The 13,435-nt window shown below is 34.8% G+C and carries 11 protein-coding genes; 3 read left to right on the forward strand and 8 right to left on the reverse strand.

The annotated features are described in order from the left end of the window. Genes P164_RS05455 through P164_RS05465 form a run of 3 tightly spaced genes read left to right on the forward strand, consistent with a single transcriptional unit; the run spans position 1 to position 1,405 of the window. Positions 1 to 588: a DUF1989 domain-containing protein gene (locus P164_RS05455; RefSeq protein ID WP_028375438.1), complete on the forward strand. Its 588-nt coding sequence runs from the start codon at positions 1 to 3 to the stop codon at positions 586 to 588. Positions 589 to 590: 2 nt separating this feature from the next. Continuing rightward, positions 591 to 854, forward strand: a complete 264-nt coding sequence (locus tag P164_RS05460) for a SemiSWEET family sugar transporter (protein ID WP_028375439.1) — start codon at positions 591 to 593, stop codon at positions 852 to 854. Between the two features lie 8 nt (positions 855 to 862). Continuing rightward, entirely contained in the window at positions 863 to 1,405 is a 543-nt protein-coding gene (locus tag P164_RS05465; protein ID WP_028375440.1) for a hypothetical protein, read from the forward strand. Positions 1,406 to 1,482: 77 nt separating this feature from the next. Here the strand turns inward: P164_RS05465 and P164_RS19095 are convergent, their stop codons facing one another. The 8 genes from P164_RS19095 to P164_RS05500 all read right to left on the reverse strand — a co-directional run bounded on the left by P164_RS19095 (position 1,483) and on the right by P164_RS05500 (position 13,298). Next, a complete protein-coding gene (locus P164_RS19095) occupies positions 1,483 to 1,608 on the reverse strand; it encodes a hypothetical protein (RefSeq protein ID WP_262490355.1) in 126 nt (41 codons plus the stop codon). A 30-nt stretch (positions 1,609 to 1,638) separates the two neighbouring features. Further along, on the reverse strand, positions 1,639 to 1,953 hold the full coding sequence (locus P164_RS05470; RefSeq protein WP_028375441.1) for a hypothetical protein: 315 nt from the start codon (positions 1,951 to 1,953) through the stop codon (positions 1,639 to 1,641). Between the two features lie 398 nt (positions 1,954 to 2,351). After that, complete coding sequence (gene uxuA / locus P164_RS05475) at positions 2,352 to 3,533, reverse strand: mannonate dehydratase (RefSeq protein ID WP_051621229.1); 1,182 nt, start codon at positions 3,531 to 3,533, stop codon at positions 2,352 to 2,354. A gap of 13 nt (positions 3,534 to 3,546) precedes the next feature. Further along, on the reverse strand, positions 3,547 to 4,287 hold the full coding sequence (locus P164_RS05480; protein ID WP_028375443.1) for an SDR family NAD(P)-dependent oxidoreductase: 741 nt from the start codon (positions 4,285 to 4,287) through the stop codon (positions 3,547 to 3,549). 31 nt (positions 4,288 to 4,318) lie between these two features. After that, positions 4,319 to 7,138, reverse strand: coding sequence for a glycosyl hydrolase 115 family protein (locus P164_RS05485; protein ID WP_117434309.1), 2,820 nt, complete (start codon positions 7,136 to 7,138; stop codon positions 4,319 to 4,321). 97 nt (positions 7,139 to 7,235) lie between these two features. Then, complete coding sequence (locus P164_RS05490; protein ID WP_028375445.1) at positions 7,236 to 8,909, reverse strand: RagB/SusD family nutrient uptake outer membrane protein; 1,674 nt, start codon at positions 8,907 to 8,909, stop codon at positions 7,236 to 7,238. 11 nt (positions 8,910 to 8,920) lie between these two features. Next, on the reverse strand, positions 8,921 to 11,974 hold the full coding sequence (locus P164_RS05495; protein ID WP_028375446.1) for a SusC/RagA family TonB-linked outer membrane protein: 3,054 nt from the start codon (positions 11,972 to 11,974) through the stop codon (positions 8,921 to 8,923). Between the two features lie 292 nt (positions 11,975 to 12,266). Further along, positions 12,267 to 13,298 (reverse strand): LacI family DNA-binding transcriptional regulator, encoded by a 1,032-nt coding sequence (locus P164_RS05500; protein WP_028375447.1) that lies wholly within the window; start codon positions 13,296 to 13,298, stop codon positions 12,267 to 12,269. Positions 13,299 to 13,435 lie beyond the last annotated feature (137 nt).

Raw genomic sequence — 13,435 nt, forward strand, 5'->3', positions numbered from 1 at the left:
ATGTTAAAAACAATACCAATACAATCTGGAGATTCATTTACTTTAAAAAAAGGCCAATTTTTAAAAGTTATAGATGTAAAAGGGGAGCAAGTAAGTGATCTTGTAGTCTTCAATGCAAACGATTATAACGAAAAAATTTCTGCCGGTAAGAGTATGGATTTTGAAGAATCAATTCTGTTGACTACCGGCAATTTTATTTGGAGTAATCTGGGGCATAAATTATTAAAAATAATAGAAGATACAAATGGTCGTAATGATTTCTTATTAGCGCCTTGTTCGCAAGAAACATTCGAAATTATGTATGGTATAAATGAAGATCACCCCAGCTGTTTTAATAATCTTACGAATGCTCTTAAAAAATTTGATATTCCCTATTACGACATTCCTACAGCATTCAATGTTTTTATGAATGTTCAATTTGATCAGGCTGGAAAAATTTCAGTCTTACCTCCTACTTCTAAAGCGGGAGATTATGTGATTTTTGAAGCACAAATAGATTTAGTAGGTGCCTTAACTGCCTGCTCCGCCAGCGATAGTAATGGTGGATCATTTAAGCCTATACAGTTTGAAATCTTAGATACAATTTAAAAATGGAGTCTTTATTAATAACTGTACTAGGAATCATTGCAGGCGTATTTACAACTATAGCAGTTCTTCCTCAGGTTTTTAAAGTTATTAAAACAAAATCTGCAGAAGATATTTCTATCTGGATGTTTGTATGCTTACTAATAGGTGTAGGATCCTGGACGCTTTACGGTATTGTAAAAGAAGACTGGCCTATTATAATTACTAATGGATTATCCGTTTTATTTAATGGTATTATGGTTTATATAAAACTGAAATATTCTAAATAAATCAGATTATGAATGATTTTTTCAAAAAAAATAAACTATCAATTTACGGCGGTTTTCTAACTTTTATATTTTTAGGAATAGGTGTGTTTTTTCTGGGAGATATGAGTGGTTACAAAGCTAAAGAGCTTATTGAAGCTTCTCTGTCTGGTATAAATATGTTATGCAATACCATAGTTTTAGGATCTGCCACTATTCTAGCATTACTTCTAACTTTACTGGGAATTAGCACAAGCTCCAATTCAAAATTGAAAAAAGCCCATTATAAACAAGTATTAAACATTGCAAAAATTGATACTATTTTATTTATTTCTGCCTTGATCATGTTTCAAATGTTCAATATTCCTATTACGGAATCTGATAATATGCCTACCGTATGGTTTAAGTATTTATACTGGGTCACCTTATTCTTTTCATCACTCTTAAGCGGAATGATGGTAACCGTAATTCTTTTGCTATATACAACTGTCACTAATATAATTACAATTGTAGGACTTGGTAAGGATCATTATTTAATCTCTGAAGATGAAATTGAAGAGGAAGAGCAGGATTAAATTTTAAAATAGTTAATTGTATTAATTCAAATAGAAAAAAAAGGTAACCGCCCGGTTACCTTTTTTATTAGTTTTTTTTATGCCTTTCGCTTTTTCTTTTTATCATCCTGGTCACCATATTGATTAATATGTTTGTCTTTTAAAGGACCTTTATCAATACTTTTTTTATCTTCTTTCTTATCATTTTTTGTCTTATCACTCATATTCTTAAAATTTAAATAAATTACTAATTATTAATATTTACTTCTTAAAGTTGCAAGATTTATATTTAGATTATAATTAGAAGTATTAGGCAAGAGCAGCATCATTCTGGATTTTGAAGCCTTCACATCAAAATAATAAACACGCAGTTTAAAAGTTTCTGAAGATTCTAAATCTGTAAATTCTCCGTCGCATTTTTTAAAACCTCCATTATCTGTGTAAGATAAACTCAAAATGGTTGCGGTATTTAAAAGCGCTATTTTGTCAAGTTCTGCCTCTGTACATGTGTAACGTTCTAAAAGATCATTTAAAGTTTTATGATAGTGATTTTGGTTAGATAAATACATAGCTGTAATATTTTCATTAGTTATATTTTAAATTTAGTAACTTAAATTCAAACGTTATTTCCGAAATATTATAATTGTGCAAAATTTAATATTATTATATAATAAATTGTTAATCTGAAAATGGTTAATCATCTGTAAAACACTCCATTCTAATTTAGATATAAAATATAGAACAATGGTTATCATCTAATTAGATGCTATACACGTTTTAATTCATAAAAATTATATTGAATTTGATATGTATTGTCTGTAAAGCTTGATGTTGAACTAAAACTAAAATTCTCTGCAAAAAAGAAGACTTTATTATCCTTAACTATATTAAAAAAGCGCTTCAAACTAAGGTAGTTTGAGAAGCGCTTTTTAAAATTTTTGAAGTAATTAGAAATATTCCTAAATCGTTACGATTGTAAATTATGTAATATTCCTTCCTCTAGTCCACGAAGTTCTGCAAGGCCTTTAAGACGACCTATAAGTGAGTAACCGGGATATTGCTCTTTACCCAATTCTAAGGAATGCAAAAAACCGTGATCAGGTCGTAAAGGCAGATTTACTTCACGCGTTTGCATCAGGTTTACTAATTTTTGCATAATTGCAGCAATAGGATTATCACCGTCAAGGTGTGCAGATTCCTGAAAAATATTTTCATCTGTACGTATAATATTCCGAAGGTGTAAAAAGTGAATGCGATCTGCACAATCATCAACTATTTGTAATAAATCATTAGTAGGTTCTGCACCCAGTGATCCTGTACAATAACATAATCCATTTGCGGTAAGTGGTACTGCGTCAAAAATCTGCTTCAAATCGGCCTGTGTACATACCACGCGCGGAAGACCCATTACCGAAAATGGAGGGTCATCAGGATGAATAGCGAGCTTTACATTATATTCTTCTGCTACCGGTGCAACTTCCTGTAGAAAATAAATTAGATGTTTACGCAGCTTTTCATCATCAATGTCTTTATAGTTTTCGAGCAAGGTCAAAATTTGTTCGGCGGTAAAATGTCCTTTACTTCCGGGTAGTCCTAAAAGAATGTTTTTAAACAATGTTTTTTTCTCAACTTCACTCAAATTTGTACCGTACTTTAAAGCATCTTTTAATTGTTGCTCAGAATAATCGAGTTCACTACCGGGCCGATTTAAAAGATATACATCAAAAAATATGAATGCCGTGTGATTGTATAATAATGCCTGAGTAAGATCCTGGTTTACGTGATTGTGATGTGTGCGTACCCAATCGAGAATAGGCATAAAATTATAAGTGATTACGTATATCCCACAGGCTGCTAAATTTGCAATGCTCGTCTTGTAATTTGCTATATGTGTTTTATAATTTCCATTTTGTTTTTTTATGTCTTCACTTACCGGCAAACTTTCGACCACTGTCCATTCTAATCCTTCTTTCTCGAGCAGAGCCTGTCGCTCCTGAATAGCCTCAATACTCCAAACTTCACCTACCGGAATTTCGTGCAACGCAGTTACAATACCGGTTACTCCGCACTGTCTAATGTCGCGAAGTGCAATAGCATCACCGGGTCCAAACCAGCGCATAGTCTGTTGTGTTCTAAATTGTGTTTTCATAAGGGAATATATCTTAAAAACCAATTGAATTACCACCATCTACACACATCACAACTCCGGTAACAAACTTAGCTTCATTTCCTGCAAAGTAAAATACGGCATCTGCAATATCTGAAGGTTGCCCCATTTTGCCCATAGGCGTTCTGGAAAACACTTTATCTTTACGCTGTTGATCACTGTTTAAAGCTTTTGCTGTCATAGGTGTTTCAATAAAACCGGGAGCGATACAGTTTACCCGTATGTTAAACTGTGCCAGATCTACCGCCATTGCACGCGTCATCCCTTCTATTGCAGTTTTACTGGCTGAGTATGCGATTACCTTAGGAATACCGTATTGAGCTGCCATAGAGCTTATATTTACAATATTTCCGCCTCCATTATTTTGCATAACCTTTACCACTTCTCTGCTTATAGCAAATACACTTTTTACATTAGTATGTATGATTTTATCGAAGTCTGCATCGGTAACCTCAGTAAATTCTTTCTTCATATTTATACCAGCATTATTTACTAAAACATCTATGGTAGTTGATTCTTTAGCAATGTCTGCGATCAATTGCGGTATAGCATCCAGATTATCTAAATCAAATACTACCGGAATTGCATTTGTACCCATCTCACTACAGGCATTTCGTGTTTTTTTGTCGTTACGACCTATTACGTAGGTACGATAGCCTGCATTGCAGAATTTTAATGCGGTCGCGTAACCCAATCCTGAATTACCACCTGTAACTATTGCCGTTTTTAAGCTCATTAACTCTTTATATTTTAATTTATAAATATCTTTATTTTTTAAAAGTAGGATCAGGTCCCATATAAGAATCTTTAAGACCTCCAAAATCAATAACTACTTTTTGAATTACCATACCGGGATTACCACCTATTAACTTGAGGGTATGCTTGCCCGGTTTATCTAATAAAATTTTGCTTGAATTTATTGTCGCATTGCGTATTACATTCTGCTTCCAATTAAATGAATATTCAGCTGAAGCAGTCTGCTCCCAACTAACACGACTGTTATCAATTTGTACACCATAAGCGGTACCCGTATTATCGTCTTTACCAAAAACCGGAAGTGCGTAGGTTTGTATAGTTACATAACCAGCTTTATCTGCATAGAAATCATATTCGGTGCTTGTATTAGCCCAACCTTTATCAATTATAGAACCTAATTGCACACTTGCTCCTGCATAGCCCAACTGATCGATTATCTGAACTTTTGAGCCATTTTTTTCAGTTTTTCTTGAAAATTTAGATGGATCTACAACCACAACTCCGTTGTCTTCAACATACAGTACATCGTTAGCAGCCTCATCCTTTTTAGAATTAATTGATAGATAAATACGCTGCTCTTTCCCTTCGGAAATAATTTTAATCACTTCTTCACTGTTAGCTTTCTCAGGAACTTTAGACCAGTCAATACTAACTTCTACAAGATCTTGAGTATTTGTTTTACCGTTAGATTTACTCAATTTGATGCAGGGTTTTGATGCTTCAGCTTTCCAGCTTAATGCCGTGTTACCTTTGTTGTAAATTTCAAATGAATGCGATTTTTGAGTATATATTGAAAACTTCGGAAGCACAAAAACACCAGAAGAAATAGTTGAGCTAGGGATAAATATTCCCATTTCAGCTTTCTTTATATTGTCAATTGTTACAGTAGGTGGTAATTGCAATTCTGGCAGTCTGCCGGGAGCAGTCATAATACCTTTCCACTTGCCATTTTCAAGATTGTTATATGTTGCGGTTATTTCCGAGAGGCGTTCGTCAAGCATTTTAACTTCTGCAACTAAATCATTTGTTGCGGCTCTACCTTGTTTTGCATACCATCTGTTTTTTTGTGCTGTGAGCATTTTTACATTCTCTAAATATGCACCCACCAACGGATAATAAACTAACTGATAATAAGCTGATTTTTGAGCCTCTGGAAGTTTTTTATAGATCGCTTCAGCTTTGTTAGCAATTGTGGTATAATCTAGAATTCGGGTTTCAGCTTCGTTATAATTAGCAAATGAAAACTCAGTATCTATAATGTTTTCTTTAGCATCTAAGCTATTCCATCTCCAGTCCCACCCCATATATTCAGGTTTACGCTCAAAGCCTAAATGAAAATAGGTATTGTAAATTTCCTGAAATTCTTCAGTGTATTGTTCACCAAAAATTGACGATAAGAATTCGGCATTGTACCTGGGCAAAGATTCATAAGTGATAGAATTTATATCCCAGGCAAGATCTAGAAAAAATTGCATACCTAACTCTCCGGGTTTAATATCGCCTACATTTAAAAGCCAATATCTATCTGCACCATTTTGATATGCTTTGTACATCTCTTCATACATTAGAGCCGGTGGTGTGGTGTTTAACCATAGATAATCATTGGGTTCACCTAAATATGAAATATGATAGTATACTCCTGCTCCACCACTTCGCTGCGCCTCTTTAGGATCGCTTAATTTTTTAATATACCCAAAATTATCATCAGGCCATACCAGCGTTACATCTTCGGGCAGCTCCATACCACTACGATAAATGTCTAGTACTTCTTTATAAGGAACAAATATCTGCGGTATGGAATCTGCGGGCTTTTCTATATACTTTGATAAAATCACACGCTCTTCCTCAATTACCTGTTCGAGAACATTAGCTTTAGTATATCCTTCCGGAACATCTTTCATACCGGTATCGTGTATACCTCGCATACCCACTGTATAAATATTTTCATAAGGAGCCGCTTCTTGAACCCGCTTGTCGAGTACATTTAAAACACCCTTTTTATTAGTTACATAATCCCAATCACCATCAACATCGTGATCCCATTCTGTAGTATTGTTATATAAAAGAGGCTCTGCGTGACTACTGGTCATCATTATGGCATATTTATCTGCCACTACTTTATTTTCGGGATATTTAAAAAATGCACCGGTAACTTCGTGCATCGCCGGAGCAAGCATATTTGCTTTTAAACGCAATAACAATTCGCACACTTTAGCATAGGTGTTGGGGCCTATATCCTTGATTTCAGGATCCATTAACTTAGATGCCCAGGGCTTTAATCCCCAATCTTCATCGTTAAGAAATACACCTCTGTATTTTACAGAAGGTGCTTTTGATGTAAAATTAGTTTGAGTGAGCATTAACTCTTTTCGCTTTACAACCGGAACATCTGCCCACCAATACCAGGGAGAAACTCCTATTGTTTTTGAAAGTTCAAACACGCCGTAAGCAGTACCTCTACGGTCACTACCAGCGATCACAAGTAGTTCATCTACCCCTGTAAATGGTTTCTTAATGGTTTGTATCGTATAGCGTTCCCAACCGTTTTTAAGATCTTTTGCATCTAATTTGCCTTCTCGTACCAGTTGTTGCAATAAAATATTAGTATCTAAAGATCCTATAAGGATACCATTAGTTACAGGCAAGTCTGAAATTACCTTTGGTTTACTATCTGTAACACGTTCTATATCTTCAGCGAGTAGATTTGCAGCGATCTCAACAACATCTGCATCTGCACGATCATAATATATAGTTGCAGCCCGGCCTGCATTTACTATAGAAAAAGCCTCTTTAGAAGAGGCTTTTTCAGCAAGACTTAGCTGTCCATACATGCTTTTAATACAAAAAACAAAAATTAAACAGGCGAATGCATTTTTCAATTTAATAGTATTCATTTTAATTTAGGATTTATAAGTCTGCATTTGTGTTTTAATTATATCCCGGATTTTGCTGAAGTTCAGCTCCACGGTTTCCTTCTATCTCATCTGCAGGTATTGGCCAAAGATTGAAGTGTTCCTGCATTCCCTGCTGTACATAGAATGGATTATTTTCTATAACGCGATCGTACAACTGACCTGTACGCATTAATGTAAGTCTTCTTTTTTCTTCTAATCCTAATTCACGGGCACGCTCATCTAAAATATAATCTATATTCATTTGACTAGATGTTGCTAAAGAGGCATTGGCTCTACTACGCACAACATTAACATCTGCAGCAGCTAATGCTGGCTGGCTATTTGCTAAGTAAGCTTCTGCTCGCAGCAAATAGGTTTCTGCTAAACGTAACATATATTGATCTGTATACGTACCTCCTGCAGACGAAGTTAATGCAAATGGCACACTCCCAGGTCTTAGCAAACCGTCAGGGTGATTATAGGGAGTAGTGATTTTTGAAGGATATGCATAAAACTCTCTTCTACGTGGTTGAGTTTCTGTTGACCAGATTGTATCACGACCTATATCATTAGCTAGAATACCTAATGCACTTGAATTATCACGATTATAAACTCTCACAAAATTGTGATTTGCATTTCTAATATCATTAGTAAAATCTGGGTTAGAAGCATCTCCACCCCAAATTTGGTTAGAATAGAACTCAGTTGTAATACCCCATCCAATACCACGACCACCGGTATAGTCTCCTACTGGCCAAGAATTAAACGGTCTAAATCTTAATAATGGTGCAAAATGTCTTTCAAAGGCGTAAGAACCACCTCTATTTCCAGATTGTAAACCACCACCTTGAACATCTAATTCAAACTGAATAACCCATAAACTTTCTTTATTACCGCTAGTTCTGTTTTGATTATTCTTTCTGTATAAATCCCAAAAAACATCTCCAGGAGTTTCGGTAGATCTAGAACCAAAACGTGTACGCATTAAATCTGTATTAGAATCATCTATAACCATAGACGCAGCAGTTATCGCTTCTGTATTCTTACCTAATGCTAAGTATGTTTCAGCCAAATAATGATAAGCAACTAAATTATTTATACGACCGTCTGTAGCTTCTGTTATTGAAGGCAAATTTTGAGATGCAAATGTTAAATCTTCAACTACCTGATTTAATACATCTTCTTTAGATGCTCTAACAAAATCTATCTTAGGAGCTGTTACCTCTTCTGTAACTAACGGTACGCCTCCGTATAATGTAACTAAAACACGATATGCAAATCCTCTAAAAAAACGAGCTTGAGATATTATATCTTTTGCTTCTGCCTCAGACATTTCAGATGCAGGAGCTCTACCTATAACGGTATTTGCTTCGGCAATAGTCTTGTATAACAAATTCCAGTGTGTAGTAGCTATATCACCGTCGGGTCTATAGGCCTGCTCCATGTTTCCGTGTCTTTGAGAACCTCCCGGTTCACCATCATAAACGAGGTCTGTCCCATAAATGAAATCAAAAGGACGGTTCTCATCACGATCATAAAATTGTCTTCTTACTAAGAAATACAAATTATTAACTGAGGCTGTAAAATCTGCATAATTTGTGTACGCATTTGCAGAACTCAAAAAGTCCTCTGGTTTCTCATCTAAAAATTCTTCCTCGCACGACCAGAATAGAGAAACTAATACTAAAAATATTATTGTTTTTTTCATGTCTTTTTTTTTTAAAATGATATGTTCACTCCTAAGGAATAGCCTCTCATTAATGGTCTACCACCGTTTCCTAATCCTACACCATAAATGTTTCTATTAGTATCTTGAAATTCTGGATCCCAACCATTCCAATCTGTCCAGGTAATTAAGTTCTTACCGCTAACAAAAATGCTTAAGCCTGCTATAGAAAGCTTATCTAAGAATTCGCTATCAAAATTATATTTTAGGTTAACATCCTGCAGGCGTACAAAACTTCTACTTTCAAGTCTTGCACCGGTAATCCCAGAACTGTTTGATGATAAAGCATTCAATCCATCAGGGTTTGATGGTGACCAATAGCTTATACCACTTAATCTGTTTTGATAAAGTGTATTTGCATTTCTAAATACCGAATTATCATTATAGTTTAAATAATTATCATTACCTCCTTGAATTGAATTGATAAATACACTTAAGCTCAATCCTTTATAGCTAAACGTATTTAAAATTGAAAATCTGTAGGCCGGATCTCTGGTACCTAAAATCTTACGATCATCAGCTTGAGTAATTTCACCATCTCCGTTTTGATCAACTATTCTATATCTTCCTGGGCGATATCCTTCAGGAATATTCTCTTCGCCTAGTTGATAAATACCATTAACTTCATAACCGTAAATTGCATTTATAGATTCTCCTATAAATAATCCACTTTGTATAAGGTCATCTTCAACACCATCTCCATCTGCGTCTTCACCGGTTAGTGCTAAGATTTCATTTTTATTAGTAGAGAAGTTACCCGTCATAGACCACGTGAAATTTTGAGTACGTATAATATCACCAGTTAATGATATCTCAAGACCCTTGTTTTGAAGCTTACCTACATTTGTTTGAATACGATTAAATCCTGTTAAATAAGGTATACGTATCGCAAATAGTAGATCATCTGTAATATTATCATACACGTCGATATTACCTGTTAATCTATTAGAAAATAATGCGAAATCAACACCTAAATTCAAACCGGCTGTTTTTTCCCATCTAAGATTAGGGTTAGCCAGAGAGTTTAACTCTTGTCCAAAAGCAGGACCAGAACCATCTCCAAAAACATATGCAGCACGAGTACCTATACGAGCTAAAGATGTATATCGTGGAGTTTGATTACCACTTACACCATAACCTACTCTAAGTTTTAAGTTATTTACCCAATCTACGTTCTGCATAAAAGATTCATTCGAAACACTCCAACCAAAAGCACCTGATGGAAAGTATGCCGTCTTTTCATTATCTGCAAACCCCGAAAAACCATCCCTACGTATTGTTCCTGTTAAAATATAACGGTCATCAAACTTGTAGTTTGCTCTAAACATTTGATAATTTAAACGCTCTGTATATGCAGAAGACCCTACAAACTGAAGAGCACCTACACTAAGATCATTATAGCCTAATGATAATCTATCAAAACCTGAAGCATATGCATTTGTAGTTTCGTCCCTACGCTCTACTGCACCGTATAATAAGGTTGCTCCTATATCGTGTTTTCTAAAAACCTTGTTGTAAGACAATATGTTGTCTAAAGTGTAATCTTTGTAAAAACGTATAAATTTACCAGCATCACCAGTTTGACCTGCGGCGTAGATACTTGAACCGTAAGCCTTATCAATTCTATAATTATTACCAAAATTGATTCTATACTTCAGACCATCTATAAATGGTAAACTAATTTCAGAATATAAATTAGCAAAAAAGTAGTCGTGACGCTCATAATCCTGAGTATTTGATCCTAAAAAAGGGTTAGGCTCAATAGTACCTGCAGGGTTAGGTATTAAGTCACCATTCTCATCACGTGGCACTAATAACGGCGACATATTTACTAACTGAGATAGGCTTGGCTCATCACCGTCTTGCTTAACAAATGATCCAAAGGTTTGAACACCTACTTTCCACCAGTCAGTTGCATCTGCATCAAGATTCACACGCACACTCTTTCGGGAGAAATTATCATTTTTAATATAACCTTCCTGCTCTGTCAAACCTACAGACATTAAGTAACTAATGCGGTCAGAACCACCGGTTACATTAATTTTATTTTCCTGCACAAAACCTGTCTGAGTACCTTCTTCCCACCAGTCATAATCTGTAGTTTTAAATTGACCTGGATTGTCTGGGTCTTCTAGTTCAAAATTAGGATTGATTCCGTTCCCATTTCCAAAATAACCTGTAAAATCTGGATTAGGCGTTGTAAAGTCTGGACCTAAAAATGCGATATCATACAATTGGGTATTTATAAAATCAAGATATTCGGTTCTTCGCATAGGTCTAAGATCTTCTGAAGGTCCTTGAGTTGCGTATGATGAAGAAATCGTTATTCTTGGTTTTTGATTACGTTTTCCTGTTTTACTGGTAATTAAAATAACTCCATTAGCTGCCTGAGCACCATAAACCGCAGTAGAACTTGCATCTTTCAAAACGTCTATAGATGCAATATCGTTAGGGTTTAATGCAGAAAGAGAACCATTATACTGAATACCATCTAAAATAATTAGTACATCACGATTACCACCTAGCGTACTTGTACCCCTAATTGAAATTTCTGGTGTAGAACCTGCACTGTTTACCTGACCAATATTTAAACCAGGAACCGTACCTTGTAAGCTTTGTGCTATGTTTGTATTAGGGGCGTCTTCAAAAGCTTCTAAGTTTGCACTTGCAACCGCACCGGTTACATCACTACGTTTTTGAGTACCATACCCAACAACCACAACTTCATCTAAAGATGCTACATCATCCTGCAAGGCGACCTCAATAGTTGTTTTTCCGTTTAATGAAATCGTTTGCGTTTTAAAACCAATAGAAGAAAATACCAGTTCTGCAGTAGCTTTATTTTGTACTTCTAAAGAAAAATTACCGTCAATATCAGAAATAGCACCGTTAGATGCACCTTTCTCAATTACGTTCACATAAGGAATAGGTAACTTATTAGCATCAGTCACTTTACCTTTAATTACATCCTGAGCTTGCAGTCCTAATGCAAAGCCCAAATAAATAAAAATCGAAAGAATTCGATTTATGGGTATTTGTTGTTTCATAAAAATTAAATTTTAATTGGTTTTGAACTCGTACTCATTTATCTGAATTCCAAAATTAACAAAATATTTGGACTACACAATCGATTGCGTAAATAAAATGTGTTTTTTACATTTTAAATGAATTCTTCAAGCTAACCTAGATGAAAAATTTAATTACTCCTTAGAAACAAAGTACAGAGCATTCAATACCAGCACCCTAAAATTTTAATTTTAAAGTCTGAATTTTTTTATTCTTTAAATATCAATATTAAAAGCTACACAACCGATTGTTGCGTAAATGAAGTCTGAAGTATTAGATTTTTATTGAAGATTGTCTACTTATTAAATCGGTTTCTAAAATCGTTACCTGTGTAAGTGTGGTATCAATTTCTGTATGTTCAAGATGATTTAAAATACATTTTGCAGATAACTTGCCCATCTTAGAGGCAGGATGTGTAATCGATGAAAGACCCGGTTCTATTATTGAACAAACAGGATCATTATTAAAACCAATGATAGCGAGATCTTCAGGAATTTTTATTTGATTCTTTTTTGCGTATTGGATGGCACTTACAGCTGCAGTATCATTTGAAGAAAAAATACCATCTGGCGGATTTTCTAGACTCATCAACTGTTTTGTTGCTTTCTTACCTTCTTTAGCACTTAAGGTTTCAAATTGAATGATCAACTCTTCAAATACCGGTAAGTCATATGCTCTTAACGCATCTTCATATCCTCTTCTGCGCTCTTTGTAAATATTTCGATTTTGAGAACCAGCAAAATGTGCAATTCGTTTACATCCATTTTTAATTAAATGCTCTGTAGCTTTATAACCCGACGCATAATTGTCTATTACAATATTGTAGGACGGAAAAGATTCTGGTACGCGATCAACAAATACTATAGGTATTTGTTGATGTAAAAAAGGCTCAAAATGACTATAATCAACTGTCTCCATAGATAGTGAAGTAATTATACCTGATATACGCATATCATAAAGCGTTCTCGCATTTTGTACCTCGCTTTCATAACTATCATTACATTGGATTATAATAACAGTATAACCTGCTTTTTTGGCCTCGTCTTCTATCCCACTAATTAGCGAAGACATAAAGGGTCTGTTAATGCGCGATATAAGTACCCCTATAGTTTTACTCCGGTTATTACGTAAACCTGCAGCAAGAGAATTTGGCCTGTACCCCATCTTCTCTGCTTCTTTCTTAATAAGCTCTTTTGTAGATTTTCCTATAGAATGATGATCGCGTAAAGCTCTGGAAATTGTAGAAGTAGAATATTTTAACTTCTTGGCTATGTCATAAATGGTAATTTCCTTTTTTTGCTTCATCTTTTCAACGTGATCGAGGTCATTCTACAATTTTGATGTATTGAGTTTTTCGTAAAAATAGAAAAGTTTTATAAACATAAGTGTATAATCAACATTATACCTTCTGCCAAAATTGATATTTAAATAATGTAAAAAGA

This window comes from Leeuwenhoekiella sp. MAR_2009_132 (genome assembly GCF_000687915.1).
Taxonomy (GTDB): domain Bacteria; phylum Bacteroidota; class Bacteroidia; order Flavobacteriales; family Flavobacteriaceae; genus Leeuwenhoekiella.

Bases quoted from the DNA above. Each gene is read 5' to 3' on its own strand.
- P164_RS05455 (WP_028375438.1), top strand. From the start codon at position 1: ATGTTAAAAACAATACCAATACAATCTGGAGATTCATTTACTTTAAAA.
- P164_RS05460 (WP_028375439.1), top strand. From the start codon at position 591: ATGGAGTCTTTATTAATAACTGTACTAGGAATCATTGCAGGCGTATTT.
- P164_RS05465 (WP_028375440.1), top strand. From the start codon at position 863: ATGAATGATTTTTTCAAAAAAAATAAACTATCAATTTACGGCGGTTTT.
- P164_RS19095 (WP_262490355.1), bottom strand. From the start codon at position 1,608: ATGAGTGATAAGACAAAAAATGATAAGAAAGAAGATAAAAAAAGTATT.
- P164_RS05470 (WP_028375441.1), bottom strand. From the start codon at position 1,953: ATGTATTTATCTAACCAAAATCACTATCATAAAACTTTAAATGATCTT.
- uxuA (WP_051621229.1), bottom strand. From the start codon at position 3,533: ATGAAAACACAATTTAGAACACAACAGACTATGCGCTGGTTTGGACCC.
- P164_RS05480 (WP_028375443.1), bottom strand. From the start codon at position 4,287: ATGAGCTTAAAAACGGCAATAGTTACAGGTGGTAATTCAGGATTGGGT.
- P164_RS05485 (WP_117434309.1), bottom strand. From the start codon at position 7,138: ATGTATGGACAGCTAAGTCTTGCTGAAAAAGCCTCTTCTAAAGAGGCT.
- P164_RS05490 (WP_028375445.1), bottom strand. From the start codon at position 8,909: ATGAAAAAAACAATAATATTTTTAGTATTAGTTTCTCTATTCTGGTCG.
- P164_RS05495 (WP_028375446.1), bottom strand. From the start codon at position 11,974: ATGAAACAACAAATACCCATAAATCGAATTCTTTCGATTTTTATTTAT.
- P164_RS05500 (WP_028375447.1), bottom strand. From the start codon at position 13,298: ATGAAGCAAAAAAAGGAAATTACCATTTATGACATAGCCAAGAAGTTA.